Here is a 17003-nt window from a genome sequence, read left to right as displayed (position 1 = left end):
GCTTACCTATCGGCCATCTTTCCATGACCGACCTCCCCACCTTCCTCACCGCCAACCCCGACAGCATCCTCGTCGACATCACCGGGGCGCAAGGCTCCACCCCGCGCGAGGCCGGCGCCTACATGCTCGTCTCGCCGACCGCGCTGTGGGGCACGATCGGCGGCGGGCAATTTGAATTCATGGCGATCGCGAATGCACGGGAGATGCTCGCAGGAACCGGCGGAACCGCCGCGATGGACATCCCGCTCGGCCCCGAAATCGGCCAGTGCTGCGGCGGGCGCACACAGTTGCGGTTTCGCCGGCTGACGCAGGCGGTAAAAGACGAACTCGAAGCCAGGATTGCCGGCGAGATCGAGCGCCTGCCCGAGGTCTATCTTTTCGGTGCCGGCCATGTCGGCCGGGCGCTTGCCGCAGCCCTTGCGCCGCTGCCGCTGTCGGTCACGATCGTCGAAACGCGACAGGAAGAATTGACCAATCTGCCGGCTGAGACGAAAACCCGGCTCGTGCCGATGCCGGAGGCGCTGGTGAAGGATATTCGCGGCGGCGGCGCTGTCGTCATCCTGACGCACGACCACGCGCTGGATTTCCTCATCGCCCGCGAGGCGCTTGATAGGAGTGACCTTGCCTATACCGGCATGATCGGCTCGGCGACCAAGCGCGCCACCTTCGCAAGCTGGCTTTCCCGCGTAGGCGGCGGAGAGCGTGGCTGGATGGAGCGGCTGACGCTGCCGATCGGCGGCTCGGCGGTCAGGGACAAGCGCCCCGAAGTGATCGCCGCCATGAGCGCCGCCGAAATCCTGACGGCGCTTTCAGCCTACCGCATGCGGTCGTCTTCGTAGTAAGGGTCCCGCCCGTCGAGAAAGCCGAGGTCGCGCTTGACGCGGTCCGGCATGGCGGAAAAGTCGAGCCGAGGCAGACGGCAGAAACGGTCGGCGCTGCCCGCCAGCCAGCCGGCAAAACGCCGGAAAGCACCGATGCTCTGTTGCGGCCGGTTCTCTTCGATCGTGGAGCAATCCATGACATCACCTCGATAGATTGATGGTATGAGTTGCAGTTTGCCGCCGAAAATGCTGCAATTCCAATCGAACGACCGTCTGCCTGCATCAAGAGAACTTATCCATGAAACTGTCGAAGCAATTCCCGCTGAATGCGCTGCGCGTCTTCGAAGCCGCTGCCCGGCTCGGCAGTTTCACCAAGGCGGGCGACGAACTCGGCATGACGCAGACGGCCGTCAGCTACCAGATCAAGCTGCTGGAGGAGAATGTCGGCGAGCCGCTCTTCTTGCGCCGTCCCCGCCAAATCGCGCTGACGGAAACCGGCGAACGGCTGGCGCCGAAGGTGACCGAAGCCTTTGCCATGCTGCACGATGCAATGGCGACGGCGCGCGACAGTGTGGAAGGCACGCTCGCCATCAGCTCGACCCATACGTTCGCCTCGAAATGGCTGGCGCCGCGCCTCGGTTCCTTCCACTTGAAGCATCCGGCGATCGCGGTGCGCTTTCAGGCGAGTTCCGACATCATCGATTTTACCCGTGAACAGATCGATGTCGGGATCCGCTGGGGCGACGGCAACTGGCCGGGTCTGACCCTGCACCGGCTGATGGGGCTGGAGTTCACCCCGATGCTCAGCCCGAAGCTGGCGGAATCAGCCGGCGGCATCAAGGCGCCGCGCGATCTCCTGAAGTTCGATCTCTTCGACGCCGGCGACATCTGGTGGAAACAATGGTTCGAGGCAGCCGGCGTTACCGACACGGACCTCGATCGCCGCCCGCGCAACCAGCTCGGCTCCCAGGCGGTGGAAGCCGACGCGGCAATCGCCGGCCATGGCGTTGCCATCCTCCATCCGGCCTTCTACGCGGCCGAGATCGCCCTCGGCCGGCTGTATCAACCTTTCGAGCTGACCCGCAGCGACGGCAAGGCCTATTGGCTCGTCTATCCGGAAAACCGCCGCAACGTGCCGAAGATCAAAGCCTTCCGCAACTGGATCCTCGACGAGATGAAGGCAGCCGGGAACTAATGCATGTCGCCGGGAAGTGTGTAGCGGTTCCGGGATAACGACATGCATCAAAACAAAAAGCTAAAGCGCGTAGCATGAATCAAGTTTGCTGCGACGCGCTTTGGAGCCAGGCATCGCCGTGGCCTCAGTATCCCATCTCCGGCGCATAGAAGCAGCGCGGCGTGTCCTCGTTCGGGAATAAACAGAGATGATAGTCGTTGTCGCCGGATTGCATCGCCTTCGTCATCGGCAGCAGGAAGACGTGGGCATGCGTGACCAGCCGGTGGTCGCCCGGCAGCAGCGTGACACGATATCCGCCCGGCGTCACCGCCACGCTCTTCGAAGGGATCATCTGGCAGTCGCCATTATGACTGTCGCCGTTGCAACAATAGGGGTCATAACTCCACCCCGACGGTGCGTCGTGAGCCATCGCCAGCGACGCATACGCAATCATCACACACGTCAGAATGCTGCGCATGGGCATCTTCTCCGTTGATGAATGCGCCGCCGACGATCTAACTTTTCTTATTTATTCCGGCGGCCTTAAACATAACTGCAATCGAGTCGTCATCGTTCAAGATCCACTATATTAGCAGATCGAGTATAAGACGGAGATAATGCACAGCATTCTCGGCAGCTTTTAGGCACGGGACAGCAGATTCGGCGATGCGGCCGCGATCGGCAGCTTCGACAAAGCCGCCAGCGATCATCAGCGGAGCGCCGAAGATTTCGACGAGCCCATCGCAGAGAATGAGACCCTCACCGTCCCGGCACGCGAGAATAGGATTTGCCGTGGTCTCGCTGTAGCGCAGCAGCGCGGGGAGATAGCCGGGATCGTCGTTCAGATGCGGAAAGAACTCGAAGGGCATGAGATCAAGAGCCGCGCCATCCCGTACCGCCTCCGGCGAACCGCCCTCAAAGAGCGCATCGGCGGCGATCGTCGGCGTCATCAAAATCGCCCCGGCGCTGGTGCCGACGAGAATGCCGTCGTCAAGCGCCCATGCGCGCAGTTTTTCCAGCATGCCGCTTTGGCGCAGCCGTCTCAGAAAATCGCCGGTGTGGCCGCCTGTGAGATGGATGGCGTTGCAGGCAAACAGCCGGCCGATCTCCTCGCCGCCGGCAAGCGCGTCGAGATCGACGAAGAGATCGAGAGAAAGGCCATATCGGGCATAATACTGCCGCTTCTCGTCGAAGAACGCCCGCTGCGGCTCCGGGGCCGAGGCGATATAGCCGATGCGGTTACCACGCGACAGAATGAGCGCCGCGAGCCGCCGGTCCATCGGCGCGTTTTCGGCGATGAGCTGATCGCTGTAGAGCGCGGTGATCATTCCATGGCTCCTTCGGCCTCGCCACCGTTGCGGAAACCGGTGCACATGTGCGGTCTTTCAATCTCCTCTTCCCTCCCCGCCAAAATTTCCGCAATGTTACGAGTTCGGAGGAAGATAGGGGAACTCGATGTATGAATATGCCATAGCATGGGAATGGCTCGCCTTCGCGGCGCGCTGGTTCCATGTCGTCACCGCGATCGCCTGGATCGGATCGTCCTTCTATTTCATCGCGCTCGATCTCGGACTGGTGAAACGCCCACATCTGCCGCCCGGCGCCTATGGCGAGGAATGGCAGGTCCATGGCGGCGGCTTCTATCATATCCAGAAATATCTGGTGGCACCCGCGCAAATGCCGGAGCACCTGACCTGGTTCAAATATGAGAGCTATTTCACCTGGATATCCGGCTTCCTGATGCTGTGCATCGTCTATTATGGCGGCGCCGACCTCTTTCTCATCGATCGCCATGTGCTCGATATCAGCCCGCCGGTCGCCATCGCGATCTCGCTGGCATCCCTGGCTTTCGGCTGGATCGTCTACGACTTGCTCTGCAAGTCGCCGCTCGGTCGCAACACCTGGGGACTGATGGCAGTCCTCTACGTCGTGCTGGTCTTCATGGCCTGGGGCTATACGCAGCTTTTCAGCGGCCGCGCCGCCTTCCTGCATCTCGGCGCCTTCACCGCGACGATCATGTCGGCCAACGTCTTCATGATCATCATCCCCAACCAGAAGATCGTCGTCGCCGATCTCATCGCCGGCCGAACGCCCGATCCGAAATACGGACAGATCGCCAAGCAGCGTTCGCTGCACAACAACTACCTGACCCTGCCCGTCATCTTTTTCATGCTGTCGAACCACTATCCGCTGGCTTTCGGAACACAGTTCAATTGGGTGATCGCGGCGCTTGTCTTCCTGATGGGCGTCACCATCCGCCACTGGTTCAACACCACCCATGCCAGGAAAGGCCGGCCGACCTGGACCTGGATCGTCACCCTCGTCCTTTTCATCCTGATCATGTGGCTTTCGACGGTGCCGAAGCTGCTGACCGGCGATAAGGATACGGCGGCGGTGGCGCCCGCCTTCCAGCAATTCGCCGGCGATCCGCATTTTCCCGCCGTCAAGCAACTGGTCGCGACGCGCTGTTCGATGTGCCACGCCGCCGAGCCCGTCTATGAGGGCATCGTGCGGCCGCCGAAAGAGGTGATGCTCGAAAACGACGCGGAAATTGCCGCCCATGCCCGCGAGATCTATATACAAGCGGGCCGCACCCATGCCATGCCGCCCGGCAACGTGACCGATATCACGCCGGACGAACGCAAGCTGCTGGTCGCCTGGTTCGAAAGCGCAGTCGAAGGCAAGAAACAATGACGACGACACTCCTGCGCGGCCGCCTGCTTTCTTTTCATCGCGCGCCGCTGAGTTTGACCGACAGCCAGAGCTATCTCTACGAGGAGGATGGCGGTCTGCTGATCGAAGACGGGCTGATCGCGGCGGCCGGCGCCTATGCCGACGTGAAGGCAAAGGCAGCCGCTGATGTGATCGAGATCGACCATCGCCCGCATCTGATCCTGCCCGGCTTCATCGACATGCATTTGCATTTTCCGCAGATGCAGGTGATCGCCTCCTATGCCGCCAACCTGCTCGAATGGCTGAACAGCTATACCTTTCCTGAGGAATGCCGTTTCGTCGAAAGCGCACACGCGCAAAGGATCGCCACGCATTTCTACGACGAACTGATCCGCCACGGCACGACCACGGCGGTCGCCTATTGCTCCGTGCACAAGACCTCGGCCGACGCCTTTTTCGCCGAGGCGATGAAGCGCAACATGCGCATGGTCGGCGGCAAGGTGATGATGGACCGCAACGCCCCGCAAGGCCTGCTCGACACGCCGGAGATGGGCTATGACGAGACCCGTCAGGTGATAGCCGACTGGCACGGCAAGGGCCGCAACCACGTCGCCATCACCCCGCGCTTCGCCATCACCTCGACCCCGGCGCAGATGGAAGCGACGGCAGCGCTCGCCCGCGAATTTCCCGATCTGCACATCCAGACGCATCTTTCGGAAAATCACGACGAGATCAAATTCACCTGCGAGCTCTATCCCGACGCGATCGACTATACCGACATCTACGCCCGTTACGGCCTGCTCGGACCGAAAAGCCTGTTCGGCCACGCCATTCACCTGTCCGAGCGTGAAGCCGATGTCATGAGCGAGACGGGCTCGGTCGCCGTCCACTGCCCGACCTCGAACCTCTTCCTCGGCTCCGGCCTGTTTCCGCTGAAGGCGCTGGCGCGGCGCGAAAAGCCGGTGCGCATCGGGGTGGCGACCGATATTGGCGGCGGCTCCAGCTATTCGATGCTGAAAACCATGGACGAGGCCTACAAGATCCAGCAATTGCTCGGCGAACGGCTGAACCCGCTGGAAAGCTACTACCTGATGACGCGCGGCAATGCCGAGGCGCTGTCACTGGCAGGTCGGATCGGCACGCTGGACCCCGGCACCGAAGCCGACCTCATCGTCCTCGACGCGGCCGCGACCCCGGCCATGGCGCTGAAACTGGAGGCGGTAAAGACCTTGCCCGAAGAACTCTTCCTCTTGCAGACGATGGGCGACGACCGGGCGGTCGCCGAAACCTATGTGGCGGGTGTGGCTATGAAAGCGGGGCTTGGATGACACCTCGCTTTATCGATCCCCGATGCCCAACTGCAGCCTGAAAGGGCCAATTTCCTGTAGCCGCATTCAGATGTGAAGGTTCAATTCATGGCCACGCCGCTCACCATCGCCGATCTGAAACAGCGCGCACGGCGCCGCGTGCCGAAGATGTTTTTCGATTATGCGGATTCGGGCGCCTGGACGGAATCTACATATCAGGCGAACGAGAGTGATTTCAGCCGGATCAAGCTGCGCCAGCGGGTAATGGTCGACATGGCCAACCGCTCGCTGGAAACGACGATGATCGGCCAGAGAGTGTCGATGCCGGTGGCCCTGGCGCCGACCGGCCTGACCGGCATGCAGCACGCCGATGGCGAGATGCTGGCGGCGCGCGCCGCCGAGGAGTTCGGCGTCCCCTTCACGCTGTCGACGATGAGCATCTGCTCGATCGAGGATGTCGCTTCGGTGACGACGCGTCCCTTCTGGTTCCAGCTCTATGTGATGCGGGACAAGGATTTCGTCCTCGGGCTGATCAACCGCGCCAAGGCCGCCAGATGTTCGGCGCTGGTGCTGACAGCGGACCTGCAGATCCTCGGCCAGCGCCACAAGGACCTGCGCAACGGCCTGTCGGCGCCGCCAAGATTTACCCCGAAACACATCTGGCAGATGGCGACCCGGCCCTTCTGGTGCCTGGATATGCTTAAGACCAAGCGCCGCACCTTCGGCAACATTATCGGCCACGCGAAAAATGTCACCAACATCACCTCGCTTGCCGCATGGACACACGAGCAGTTCGACCCGCGGCTTTCCTGGGCCGATGTCGCCTGGATCAAGGAGCAATGGGGCGGCCCGCTGATCATCAAGGGCGTGCTCGATCCGGAGGATGCGAAGGCCGCCGCCGATACCGGCGCCGACGCGATCGTCGTCTCCAATCATGGCGGCCGCCAACTGGACGGCGCCCCTTCCTCGATCAGCATGCTGCCTGCGATCGTCGACGCCGTCGGCGACCGCATCGAAGTCCATCTCGACGGCGGCATCCGCTCCGGACAGGACGTCTTGAAGGCCGTCGCGCTCGGCGCCAAAGGCACCTATATCGGCCGCCCCTTCCTTTATGGCCTCGGCGCCATGGGCAAGGAGGGCGTCACACTGGCGCTCGGCATTCTCCGCAAGGAGATGGACATCACCATGGCCCTCTGCGGCAAGCGCGACATCAAGGATGTGAACTCGTCGATCATCGCTGTGCGGCCGTGACCCTGCTTGAGAAGCCGCTCAGCAGAGCGGCGGCCCATCGGTCGCGTCGAGCAGAAGGATCGCGAAAATCACGAGATAGATGGAGAGCGCGAGACGCTGCTGCCAGACGATGCGGCGCGATCCGGCAATCCGCTTCTCGAGGCCACGCGGCGTCCCGTCAGGCTTGCGAAGCTGCATGCGGGACAACAGGTCGTCGATCGCGGCAAGACCGGCCGTCTCGGTCTCGTAGCTCGACGCGAGGCGAAACAACAGCGCATCGAAAAGCAGATGGATCGCCAGCGCAAGAATAATCCCGCAGAAAACGAGCATCAGAAGCCAGCCGAGCATTGGAGCGAAACCTCGATAGTCCGCGGTGATCGGGCCGACAATCAGTGGCAACAACACTGTGAGCCCGCAGACGACTGCATTGCGGCCGAGGTTTCGCGCAGCCGCAGAGGCCACGGTATTCCACTGCGTCATTGCAAACCCTCCGCCACGGCATGGAGACTTTCCACAGGCAGATAAACACGCCACCCCGCCCGTTCGATCAGCCGCAGCGCTTCGGCTGGATTGTCGCAACGTCGGCTGATAAGCAGCCAGCGCACGATGACGCCGGCGCTCCGCTGGAAACCTAAAGCACAGCAGACGAGGACCGGTCCCTGGTGGCGCGCAACCTCGATAAGGTTCGCCGCAGCCCGGGTCTGGATCTTGTCGAGGCCGGTCAGATCAAGGGTTGGAAAGCTGGACCAGCCCGCGAGCGTCCCGCTCGGGCGCTGAAGTTCGCCGGTAATGTCGATCACCGTGGCAAAACGATTGGCCTCGTGGCGACGCGGAAAACGACCAAGATGGACACCATCAGCGATCGCCACGGATGCCGGCATTTTTCGGGTCCAGAGCCAAACGTTGATGACAGCGCCGAGCCGGTAGGGCGCCAGCAGCCAGCGGCTGGCAAGCGTGGTCCGGCCATCGGCGCGTTTCTGGAATATCTGCGGGCCGGCGCCGAAATATCCGACTGCGACGATCGCCAGCGCCATGGCCGGCCAGAGCAACAGAAGTGCTGCGGCCGATAGAGGCGTGCAGAGCACTGCAAGACCGAGGAATGCGACGGCGCCGCACAGGTAGTAGACGCCAAGGCGGCGCGACTTCGGATCGCCGCTCATCGCAAACTTCGCGAGAGGCGAACCGGCGTCGCGCGGAAAAAGCCAGGCGGCGAACAGACCGAGCAGCATGCCGGTCGGTATGTCCATGACGTGATGCTGCCACGTCGTCAGCACGGAGGCTCCGATCAGGAAGCACCAGAAGTGCCAAAAAAGCCGTGCCTTCCGCGGCAGCCGGCCGCGCAGATGGTCCCAGATCACCATCAGAAGCGCGATATGCAGGGACGGCGCCTGGTTGAACGGCTTATCGAATCCACCGAGGACGGTGAACATGAAACCGGGCAGGCCGCTCGTTGCCGGCCGCACGAAGAGCGCTTCGAGCGGAAACGCGACAAAGCAGGCGACGGCTAGCAGCTGGATCGTCAAATAACGCCTCGCGAGCACATCCACATCGCGCGGCGTCGTGTTGATGAACAGGCAGAGTGCGTAGAACAGATTGATCGACCAATAGGGAATGATCGTCCACGCTAGGAACGGAATGGCGCTTTCCCATGCGAAGGCGATGTTCGGCACATGGGCGCGTTGCGACGCCACCCAATTGGCGCCGCCATAGGTCAGATAGAAGAACGGCGCCAGGAGGACGAGCCAGAGCGCTGCCCGTCTCAGGACCGGCGCTGCCTCAGAAAGAGTTGAACGTGCCTGCCCCAACGTCTTGCCCTCACGCTCTCTCCGCCAGCGAGACGGTGAAAATACCCCACTGGTCGATGCGCTGTTCGAGCTTGCGGAAACCGGCTGCGGCGACCAGTTGGTCCATTTCTTCCTGCGTCCGCCGTCGCATCACCCATGCCTGGCCGCCGCGGTGGGAGGTCAGAGCACGGGCGATCATCTCCAGTTGCGGATGCCATGGCTGGTTGGTGTAGACGAGCAGTCCGCCGGGCCGCATCGCGCGGGCAATCCCATCGAGCGAAGCGGCGATCATCGCATTGTCGGAAAACAACTCATACAGGCCGGAGACGATCGCGAGATCCGGAGCCGGCATGATTGCAGCCAGCCCTTCGCCGTCAAAGGCATCCTGCTGGCGGAAGCTCACGAAATCACCCAGTCCCCGCGCGGCGATGCTGTTGCGGCCGGCATCGACGTTTATGGGGGAATAATCCTGCAATCGCGCACTATCGGGACGCACGGCAGCCGCCTCGATCGCATCAAGGACATAACGGCCGTGGCCGGCCGCTATGTCGAGCATATGGGTGCTGCGGCCGGCTGCTTTCAGGCGCTGCAGCGCGCGGTCGATCAGCTCCTGCAAATGCAGCTTTCGCTGCCTGATGCCGCGCCAGCCGATCGCCTCGAGGAACACCTTGTCGATCAAACGCCCGCCGGGACCGAGCCCGCGCGGCTTGTTCTCGTAGACGTAATCGAGCGTCGAGCCGGAATCAAAACCGGTCTTGACCCCCGTCCTGATGCCTTCTGAGACCAGGGCGCCAAGCCTGATGTTGAGGCGGCTGAGCGCCCAGTAGATGCCGCGTGGGGATGCGGCGTCGAGAGGGCTCGCGAGCCGGTCTGCCTCATCCTTCGTATAGCCCTGGATATGGGCGGTGCTGAGATCGGCAGGCGCCCGGGGCTCGGCGAAACGCGCATCGACAAAACGGCGGATCTCGGCGAGCGCCATCGTACGGTCTTTTTCGCCAAGTGTGTCATGGTAGAAGCCGGCAAGCACATGCCGCTCCTTGATGCGGCTGCCGAGGTTTTCATAGAACCGGTGCTGCGGCGCGTGTCGCACCACCCAGTCGCTGCCGGATATCAGCAGTTGGGTCGGAACGGTGATGGCGCGGGCGTCGCCGACGACGCGGGCTGCCGCCTCGTAGAGCTGCAAAAGAATGTTGGAGGCAATTGGCCTAGATATCAGCGGGTCGGATTCGTACGAGGCGATGCGCTCGGGGTCATGCGTCAGGAACCTCGCCTTGACATAGGAATTGACGAAGAATGTGCCCTTAAGCTTTTCCCAGAGCGCAATGCCTTCCCTGGCAAAAGGCACATAGAGCTTGACGCTGAAGGCCGGCGAGGCCAACACCAGCGCACGGATCGGCGGCGCATAGTCGTGCACCCAGGCGGTGGCGAGAACGGCGCCGACGCTCTGCGCAATGACGGCGATGTCTTCGACGGCAGTACCGCTTGTCTCGCTGACATGGCGGACGAAGCAATCGAGGTCATGCGCCGAGGCGGCAAAGGATGGCGAATAGCCGCGCTCCCCCGGTGAACGCCCGTGGCCGCGCGCGTCCCAGGCGTAGAAGGCAAAATCATCGAGGCCGAGCTCGGTGGCGAGATGGGCGACGCGGCCGCTATGCTCGTGGCCGCGATGGAGAAGGATGATTGCGCCCTTCGGTGCAGCGCCGGTCGCAGGCCACATCCGATAAAAGAGCCGTGTGCCATCATGCGAGACAAATTCGGATTCTTGCATTGCTCTGGCCGTCGATGACGAATGCCCACTATCGGCAGTTTGCAGCACGGTCTTCTCCAATTCTGATCGATGGATGAGTTGCAACCATTAGCGGAACAGTGATTTGCATTCATTGCAAAAGTCTAGTCGCAAATGTAAGTCCTAAGCGAGAACCGCTATGAAGTATGGACTTCCCCACAAGTACGATCTGCACCGCCGGAGCCGGACTAGATTTATCCGATGCCACGAAATTCCATTGAGGTCGCATGTCTGTTTATCAATTGAAGTCCCGGTTTCAGAATATTCTTCGCCCTCTGGTGCGCTCCCTTGCGGCGCGAGGCGTCACCGCCAATCAGGTGACGTCAATCGCCGCCGCCGTCTCGGTTGCACTCGGCCTTTTTCTGAGCGTTGCTCCGCTTCCGCATTGGTTCCTGCTGGTGCCTGTCTGGTTTCTCCTGCGCATGGGCCTCAACGCCATTGACGGCATGCTTGCGCGCGAACATGGGCAGAAGAGCATTTTGGGCGCCTATCTGAACGAGATCGGCGATGTCGTGTCGGATGTCGCCCTGTATTTGCCGTTTGCGCTCATCGATCCAAACGGCTTGGTGCTGGCGATGGCCGTCATCTTCCTTTCGGCGCTGACGGAATTTACCGGCGTTCTGGGTCAGACCGTCGGCGCAAGCCGGCGTTACGACGGGCCACTGGGCAAGAGCGACCGCGCGGTACTTTTCAGCGCGCTCGGCATCTTCGTCGCGGCAGGTGGAACGTTTGCAGCATGGACTTCGTGGCTTTGGGCCGTGGTGGCTCTCCTGCTCATATGGACCATCATCAATCGTATCAGCGCCGGCATTCGCGAGGCGCGCACGGCCGCTCGATAGGGAGCGGAGCCGATCTGATGCCGGTTCTTCCATCTGCAATGTAATTCGGAATGTCTCAAACGCTGCTTCTTGCAACTTGCTTACAGCGCGTATCGTTCGACGCCTCCCGCCTTCTAACGATACGTTAAGCAAAGGTTGTATTTTTTGCGCCTCCCCTTGAAAGCACAAAAGCGGTGCTTTATGTTTTATCCATGGCACCCACGAGCAAGACACCGCATCCTTCGCTATTGCGCTACATGCTGGCGCCTGACGATCAGGCCCGGCAGGCGCTTGATGACACCATTGCCGCCTATCGCAAGATGACCGGCATCCTGACCGAACTCATCGACGACAAGGCCGGCGCCAATCTCGTGGTCCTGCATGATCTTGCTTACGAGACGGTCCGCGAGCAGACGGGCCTGCCGGCGCGGCTGGTGACGCTCGGCCTGCGCGATTTCGCCGCCAATCGGGGCGCCATCCCCGATCCGCTGCAGCTGCCGCTCGACGACAAGCTTTTCGCCATCAAGGGGCCATCGGATCTCACGATCGCTACGGTGCACGGACGTGTTGCCGTGGCTTTCGATGTCGCGGGTTATTCCAAGGGATGGGAGAGTATTTTTCCCGCATACCTTGTAGCGGACCACGATCGCTACGAGATTAACATCGGCGTCACGCCGAATTCCGCTCGGATGGAGGAAAACATGACGAATGAAGGCATTCTTTCACGCATGGGTCGCCTGATCGCGGGCATCGCCAATGCAGCGATCGACAAAGCGGAAGGCGTCAACAAGATCGCCGTCATCGAACAGGCGATCCGCGAAATCGATGCGGCGGCCGAGGAAGCCCGCACCGACCTCGGCAAGGCGCGCGCTGAGGAATACCGCATCCAGAGCCGCAAGGACGAAATCGTTGAAGACATGGACGCGCTCGACGCAAAGATCCGCCTTGCCGTCTCCTCCGGACGGGATGATCTCGCAAAGGCCGGCGTCGCCCGTCAGATCGATCTCGAATCCCAGATCGCCGCGCTCGACAAGGCACTGGCCGACGCCCGGGAGCAGCTGGACGAAGGCCAGAAAGCCCTCCAGGCCGTTCTCGCCACCCGCCGCGAGGCCGACGCCCGCCTTGCCGATTTCAAGCGCAGCATCGCCAAGCATCCCGAAGAGGCCGCAGCCGGCCACAACAGACCGACGCCCGGCGCAGGTGCCGCCCGCGCCGCCGCGGCGGTCTCGCGGCTGACCGGCGTGCCATCAGCCGAGCATACCAATAGTTCCGAGTTGGACGAACTCGACCGGTTGCATCGCGAACGCGCGATCGAGGCACGCCTCGCACGCTTCAAGACGGATAGCCGGTAACGCCGATGGCACTTTTCTTCGCGCCCGAATGTGCTCCCTTTGCCATTGCCGCCGCCGTGCTCGCGGGCCTGACGGCGATCGAGATGCTGGCGACCGTCATGGGTTTTTCGATCACGGAACTTCTCGGAAAGCCGGATTTCCATGGCCATGACGGCATTGCTGGCTATCTCTCCTGGCTCAATCTCGGCGGCGTTCCCCTGCTCATTCTGCTGATGCTGACACTCGGCTTCTTCGCCATTTCAGGCTTTGCCGTCCAGGCCGTCGCCAACACCTTCTGGGCGCCGCTACCCTCCGTCATCGCCGTCATTCCGGCCCTTTTGATCACCTTCCCCATGGTCAGGGCATCGAGCAGAACCGTGGCGCGGATCGTGCCGCACGACGAGACCTATGCGGTCGATCTCGACACCTTCGTCGGCCGGACCGCCGAAGTGTCCCTCGGCCCGCTCGATCAGGGACTGCCGGGACGCGTCCGCGTCAAGGACCAGCATGGCAACTGGCATGTGCTGAGAGCCAGGGCCGCCAAGGATCAGCAGCCTCTCGGCATCGGCACGCAGGTTCTCCTCGTCGATCGCAACGCAGATGTATTTATCGCCATTCCCGCCCTGGTGGACCCCACCGGCTCGGACAATCAATCTTTCAGGGAGCAGTCATGATGTATGACATTATTCTACCGGCCGCTATCGCGATCGTTCTGATCTTCGGCATCGGTTTTGTCCTCGCCTCTCTCTACACCCGCTCCAGCCGCGACGAAGCCTATGTGCGCACCGGTCTTGGCGGCCAGAAGGTTGTGCTCGACGGCGGTTCGGTCGTTCTGCCGATCTTTCACTCGATCGCCCGCGTCAACCTGAAGACGCTGCGGCTCGAGGTTCGCCGCGGCGAGGGCGATGCACTGATCACCAAGGACCGCATGCGCGTCGATATCGGCGCCGAATTCTATGTGCGCGTCAAACCCGACGCCTCCTCGATCGCGCTGGCCGCTCAGACGCTCGGCAGCCGCACCAACGATGCCGAGGCGCTTCGTATCCTGATCGAAGCAAAATTCGTCGACGGCCTTCGCTCGGTGGCCGCGACAATGAATCTCGACGCGCTGCAGGAACAGCGCATGGACTTCGTCAAGGCCGTGCAGGAAGCCGTCGGCGCCGATCTCCAGTCGAACGGCCTCGAGCTCGAATCCGTGTCGCTGACACGCCTCGACCAGACCGACATCAAGCACTTCAACGCCAACAACTTCTTCGATGCGCAAGGTCTTGCGGCATTGACCCGCATCACCGAGGGTCGCAAGAAGGAGCGAAACGAAATCGTTCGCGATACCGAAGTCGCCATCGCCCAGAAAGATTTGGAGGCCCGCCAGCAGTCGCTGACCATCGAGCGGACCAAGCGGGAAGCCGAACTCAGCCAGGAACGCGACATCGCCAACAAATCCGCGGCGACGCGCGCCGAAACCGCCCAGCAGGAGCAGGCGGCAAAACGCGCCGAGGAAGAAGCCCGCATCGCCTCCGAACAGGCGGTCGCCGAACGCGAGGCAGCCGCCAAACAGGCCCGCGAAAGCGCCAACATCGATTCGGCCCGCGCCGTGCAGCAGCGCGACACCGAAGCCAAGCGTGACCTGCAGATCGTCGCGCAGGAAAGCGCGATCGCCGTTGCCAACAAAAGCCGTGAAGAATCCGAGGCGAAGGCGGCTGCGGAAGCGGCCCGGGCGCTGGCGATTGCGGCAGAGGAAAAAGTCGGCACCGCCAAGGCGATCGAGATCGCCGAACGCGAAAGGCAGATTGCCGTGATCGATGCGCGCAAGAAAGCCGAGACGGACGCAACCGCAGTCACCGTCGGCGCCGAGGCTGAAAAACAGGCCGCAAGCGACCAAGCCGAAGCCATCAAGACGCTGGCGACCGCCGAAGCGGATGCGGCGATCATCAAGGCCAAGGGTATTCTCGAAACCGGCAAGGCCGCGGCCGAGAGCGAAGCCCTGCTCAACGACGCGCGTAACAAACTGAGCGCTGCCATCATCGAGTTCGAGATCACCCGCGAACGTATCCGCATCATTCCCGAGGCGCTTGCCGAGGCGGTCAAGCCGATCGAAAAGATCTCCGATATCCGGATCTTCGACACCGGCGGCATGCTTGGCCGCGGAAACGGCGCGACCGGCGGAAACGGCATCGGGCTTGGCGAAGGACTGGCCGGCCAGCTTCTGTCCTATCAGGCCAACAAACCGATCCTCGACAGGTTGATGAAGGAAGCCGGCTTCGACGGCGACGATGCTATCTCGTCGCTCCTTGGAAATCTCAATGGCGCAACACCAGCCGCAGCACCGGCAAAGCCGGCAATACCGCCCACGGCTCCGGCAAGGCCGGCAACATCGGCTGCTGCTCCGGCAACGCCGGCAACACCGGCCGCGGCCCCGGCAAAGACGATCGCCCCTTCGTCGCCGAAGAAGGACTGATCGCAGCGCAGGCGGGTCTTGGCTATCTCACCCAGCCCGCCGCCAAGGCACTCGCCCAGTCGGCACGGCCCCTTTCGCCGGCCAGTGCCGACATCGCCACATGGTCGTAGGCAACGGTTCGAAACTGCCATATCCATCCGGCCGCCGTCTTTTCCAGAATAGCGTAGCTCGCCAGCGGGTGGCCGGCCTCGACCTTGTGGTAGTAAGGCAGCACATCGTCATAGGCGGGGCAGCCGACGCTGCCGGGATTGACGATCAGGCGGCCGTCGGAGAGCCGGACGGCGCGGGGAAGATGGCTGTGGCCGCAGAGGATCAGCGGCAGGTCGATACCCTCAGCCAGCGCCTCGATCGCCTCGATCGGCTTCAGGAAGACCAATCCTTCGGGCGAGACCGATTCCAGCCAATAGAGATTGTCGTTCTTTGGGGTCGCATGGCAGAGATAGGCCTCGCCGCGATAGACCGTGTCGAACGGCAGGCCGCGGATCCAGTCGAGATGGGCCGGCGTCAGCTGCCGATAGGCTGAGGCATCCGAAACATGCATCGTCGCCGGATCCTGCTCGATCAGGTAGCGGTCATGATTGCCGCAGACCGAGGTCAGGCCAAGCGGCATCAGCAGCTCCGCCGTCCGGCCGGCATCGAGCGGACCGCTGAAGAAATCGCCGAGGTTGACGATCTCCTCGATACCTTCAGCGCGAATATCCGAAAGCACGGCTTCAAGCGCCAGATGGTTGCCGTGAATGTCGGCGATCGCGGCGAATTTCATAATTAACTGCCTCGATAGGTGGAATAGCCGTAGGGCGAGATCAGCAGCGGCACATGGTAGTGCGCCGTGATATCGGCGATGCCGAAACGGATCGGTACAAGATCGAGGAAAGCCGGATGCGGCAGCGGCGTGCCGCTCCCCCTCAGATAATCACCGGCGTGGAAGACCAGTTCATAGGTGCCGGCCCGGAAATTTTCGCCGGCAAGGATGGGGCCGCCGTCGACCCGGCCATCGGCATTGGTCTCGACCGTCTTCAGATGCCTGCGGATTTCGCCATCGAGCTGGAAAAGATCGATCCTGAGCCGCTCGGCTGGCTTGCCCAAGGCGGTATCGAGAACATGCGTGGTCAGTCCGGTCATGGGGCTGGCTCTCTGATGACGAAGGGGGTTTCGAAGAAGAATTCCTCCAGATTGTTGCCTGGCCCCTCGCGATCGACGACCAGGAAATCGGAGACTTGGCCAAGCGCCATCAGCGGATGATGCCAGACATTGCGGCGGTAGTTCACACCCTGGTCCCCCCGCGCGTAAAACACCTGCGGCCTGCCCGGGCGTCCGCTCTCGTCCTCGGCGACGACGACCAGAAAAGGACGGCCGGAAACCGGCGAGAAACTCTGGCTGCCGAAAGGATGACGCTCCATCATATCGACATCATAGGGGAAACTGCGCGGCTGGCCGCGAAACAGATTGATGATGACGCGCGCGCCCTCGCCCGCCGCCTCCGCCACAGCCAGCGCGTGAAACCGTTCGGTCGTGCCACCATTGATGAGCCGCATCGAGGCCGGATCGGCTTCGATGACTTCGCCGAAGGCAGCGAAGGCAGCGCTGGTGAGCGGGCAAATGTCGAGAAATTCGGGCATGG

General features: G+C 62.1%; 17 protein-coding genes and 1 pseudogene. 9 read left to right on the top strand and 9 right to left on the bottom strand.

Going from position 1 to position 17003, the window contains the following annotated elements:
- The first annotated feature begins 23 nt into the window (after positions 1-23).
- The gene (gene xdhC / locus MF410_RS02550) at positions 24-839 is read left to right on the top strand and encodes a xanthine dehydrogenase accessory protein XdhC (protein ID WP_097626563.1); all 816 of its coding nucleotides are present in this window, start codon (positions 24-26) and stop codon (positions 837-839) included.
- Here xdhC and MF410_RS02545 read toward each other — a convergent pair.
- The gene (locus tag MF410_RS02545) at positions 815-1018 is read right to left on the bottom strand and encodes a hypothetical protein (RefSeq protein ID WP_097626561.1); all 204 of its coding nucleotides are present in this window, start codon (positions 1016-1018) and stop codon (positions 815-817) included. The two genes, xdhC and MF410_RS02545, sit on opposite strands and share 25 nt — an antisense overlap.
- A gap of 101 nt (positions 1019-1119) precedes the next feature.
- Between MF410_RS02545 and gcvA the strand changes: the two genes are divergently transcribed.
- Positions 1120-2016 carry a transcriptional regulator GcvA gene (gene gcvA, locus MF410_RS02540; RefSeq protein ID WP_097626558.1) on the top strand — a complete coding sequence of 299 codons (897 nt, stop codon included), beginning with the start codon at positions 1120-1122 and terminating at the stop codon, positions 2014-2016.
- Between the two features lie 124 nt (positions 2017-2140).
- Here gcvA and MF410_RS02535 read toward each other — a convergent pair whose 3' ends face one another.
- Positions 2141-2473 (bottom strand): hypothetical protein, encoded by a 333-nt coding sequence (locus MF410_RS02535; RefSeq protein ID WP_097626556.1) that lies wholly within the window; start codon positions 2471-2473, stop codon positions 2141-2143.
- Positions 2474-2654: 181 nt separating this feature from the next.
- A pseudogene (locus MF410_RS02530) lies at positions 2655-3323 on the bottom strand (Type 1 glutamine amidotransferase-like domain-containing protein); the annotation flags it as partial.
- Between the two features lie 127 nt (positions 3324-3450).
- On the opposite strand from MF410_RS02530, the gene MF410_RS02525 reads away from it, so the two are divergent.
- The 3 genes from MF410_RS02525 to MF410_RS02515 all read left to right on the top strand — a co-directional run bounded on the left by MF410_RS02525 (position 3451) and on the right by MF410_RS02515 (position 7226).
- On the top strand, positions 3451-4689 hold the full coding sequence (locus MF410_RS02525) for a urate hydroxylase PuuD (RefSeq protein WP_097626552.1): 1239 nt from the start codon (positions 3451-3453) through the stop codon (positions 4687-4689).
- Positions 4686-5996: a guanine deaminase gene (guaD, locus tag MF410_RS02520; RefSeq protein ID WP_097626550.1), complete on the top strand. Its 1311-nt coding sequence runs from the start codon at positions 4686-4688 to the stop codon at positions 5994-5996. Before MF410_RS02525 ends, guaD begins: the two co-directional genes overlap by 4 nt.
- Positions 5997-6083: 87 nt before the next feature.
- Positions 6084-7226, top strand: a complete 1143-nt coding sequence (locus tag MF410_RS02515; RefSeq protein ID WP_097626548.1) for an alpha-hydroxy acid oxidase — start codon at positions 6084-6086, stop codon at positions 7224-7226.
- Positions 7227-7244: 18 nt separating this feature from the next.
- Here the strand turns inward: MF410_RS02515 and MF410_RS02510 are convergent, their stop codons facing one another.
- Genes MF410_RS02510 through MF410_RS02500 form a run of 3 tightly spaced genes read right to left on the bottom strand, consistent with a single transcriptional unit; the run spans position 7245 to position 10805 of the window.
- On the bottom strand, positions 7245-7685 hold the full coding sequence (locus MF410_RS02510) for a hypothetical protein (protein WP_097626546.1): 441 nt from the start codon (positions 7683-7685) through the stop codon (positions 7245-7247).
- A complete protein-coding gene (locus MF410_RS02505) occupies positions 7682-9010 on the bottom strand; it encodes a phosphatase PAP2/dual specificity phosphatase family protein (RefSeq protein ID WP_097626544.1) in 1329 nt (442 codons plus the stop codon). The genes MF410_RS02510 and MF410_RS02505 overlap by 4 nt, the downstream gene beginning before the upstream one ends.
- A gap of 10 nt (positions 9011-9020) precedes the next feature.
- A complete protein-coding gene (locus MF410_RS02500) occupies positions 9021-10805 on the bottom strand; it encodes a bifunctional alpha/beta hydrolase/class I SAM-dependent methyltransferase (protein ID WP_097626542.1) in 1785 nt (594 codons plus the stop codon).
- A gap of 197 nt (positions 10806-11002) precedes the next feature.
- On the opposite strand from MF410_RS02500, the gene MF410_RS02495 reads away from it, so the two are divergent.
- The 4 genes from MF410_RS02495 (at position 11003) to MF410_RS02480 (ending at position 15382) form a co-directional block, all read left to right on the top strand.
- Positions 11003-11614, top strand: coding sequence for a CDP-alcohol phosphatidyltransferase family protein (locus MF410_RS02495; RefSeq protein ID WP_097626540.1), 612 nt, complete (start codon positions 11003-11005; stop codon positions 11612-11614).
- Between the two features lie 191 nt (positions 11615-11805).
- Positions 11806-12945, top strand: a complete 1140-nt coding sequence (locus tag MF410_RS02490; RefSeq protein ID WP_097626538.1) for a PspA/IM30 family protein — start codon at positions 11806-11808, stop codon at positions 12943-12945.
- Positions 12946-12950: 5 nt separating this feature from the next.
- Positions 12951-13598 (top strand): OB-fold-containig protein, encoded by a 648-nt coding sequence (locus MF410_RS02485; protein ID WP_097626536.1) that lies wholly within the window; start codon positions 12951-12953, stop codon positions 13596-13598.
- On the top strand, positions 13595-15382 hold the full coding sequence (locus MF410_RS02480; protein WP_097626534.1) for a flotillin domain-containing protein: 1788 nt from the start codon (positions 13595-13597) through the stop codon (positions 15380-15382). The genes MF410_RS02485 and MF410_RS02480 overlap by 4 nt, the downstream gene beginning before the upstream one ends.
- Positions 15383-15404: 22 nt before the next feature.
- Here the strand turns inward: MF410_RS02480 and MF410_RS02475 are convergent, their stop codons facing one another.
- The 3 genes from MF410_RS02475 to MF410_RS02465 are packed head-to-tail and all read right to left on the bottom strand — an operon-like array spanning position 15405 to position 17001.
- Positions 15405-16145: a metallophosphoesterase family protein gene (locus MF410_RS02475; RefSeq protein ID WP_097626533.1), complete on the bottom strand. Its 741-nt coding sequence runs from the start codon at positions 16143-16145 to the stop codon at positions 15405-15407.
- A gap of 2 nt (positions 16146-16147) precedes the next feature.
- A complete protein-coding gene (uraH, locus tag MF410_RS02470) occupies positions 16148-16504 on the bottom strand; it encodes a hydroxyisourate hydrolase (protein ID WP_097626531.1) in 357 nt (118 codons plus the stop codon).
- Positions 16501-17001, bottom strand: a complete 501-nt coding sequence (locus tag MF410_RS02465) for an ureidoglycolate lyase (protein WP_097626529.1) — start codon at positions 16999-17001, stop codon at positions 16501-16503. Before MF410_RS02465 ends, uraH begins: the two co-directional genes overlap by 4 nt.
- Positions 17002-17003 lie beyond the last annotated feature (2 nt).

The organism is Rhizobium sp. C104, assembly GCF_022354505.1.
Lineage (GTDB): Bacteria > Pseudomonadota > Alphaproteobacteria > Rhizobiales > Rhizobiaceae > Rhizobium > Rhizobium redzepovicii.
This window is presented reverse-complemented; position numbering and strand designations above follow the sequence as displayed.

Bases quoted from the DNA above. Each gene is read 5' to 3' on its own strand.
- xdhC (WP_097626563.1), top strand. From the start codon at position 24: ATGACCGACCTCCCCACCTTCCTCACCGCCAACCCCGACAGCATCCTC.
- MF410_RS02545 (WP_097626561.1), bottom strand. From the start codon at position 1,018: ATGGATTGCTCCACGATCGAAGAGAACCGGCCGCAACAGAGCATCGGT.
- gcvA (WP_097626558.1), top strand. From the start codon at position 1,120: ATGAAACTGTCGAAGCAATTCCCGCTGAATGCGCTGCGCGTCTTCGAA.
- MF410_RS02535 (WP_097626556.1), bottom strand. From the start codon at position 2,473: ATGCGCAGCATTCTGACGTGTGTGATGATTGCGTATGCGTCGCTGGCG.
- MF410_RS02525 (WP_097626552.1), top strand. From the start codon at position 3,451: ATGTATGAATATGCCATAGCATGGGAATGGCTCGCCTTCGCGGCGCGC.
- guaD (WP_097626550.1), top strand. From the start codon at position 4,686: ATGACGACGACACTCCTGCGCGGCCGCCTGCTTTCTTTTCATCGCGCG.
- MF410_RS02515 (WP_097626548.1), top strand. From the start codon at position 6,084: ATGGCCACGCCGCTCACCATCGCCGATCTGAAACAGCGCGCACGGCGC.
- MF410_RS02510 (WP_097626546.1), bottom strand. From the start codon at position 7,685: ATGACGCAGTGGAATACCGTGGCCTCTGCGGCTGCGCGAAACCTCGGC.
- MF410_RS02495 (WP_097626540.1), top strand. From the start codon at position 11,003: ATGTCTGTTTATCAATTGAAGTCCCGGTTTCAGAATATTCTTCGCCCT.
- MF410_RS02490 (WP_097626538.1), top strand. From the start codon at position 11,806: ATGGCACCCACGAGCAAGACACCGCATCCTTCGCTATTGCGCTACATG.
- MF410_RS02485 (WP_097626536.1), top strand. From the start codon at position 12,951: ATGGCACTTTTCTTCGCGCCCGAATGTGCTCCCTTTGCCATTGCCGCC.
- MF410_RS02480 (WP_097626534.1), top strand. From the start codon at position 13,595: ATGATGTATGACATTATTCTACCGGCCGCTATCGCGATCGTTCTGATC.
- MF410_RS02475 (WP_097626533.1), bottom strand. From the start codon at position 16,145: ATGAAATTCGCCGCGATCGCCGACATTCACGGCAACCATCTGGCGCTT.
- uraH (WP_097626531.1), bottom strand. From the start codon at position 16,504: ATGACCGGACTGACCACGCATGTTCTCGATACCGCCTTGGGCAAGCCA.
- MF410_RS02465 (WP_097626529.1), bottom strand. From the start codon at position 17,001: ATGCCCGAATTTCTCGACATTTGCCCGCTCACCAGCGCTGCCTTCGCT.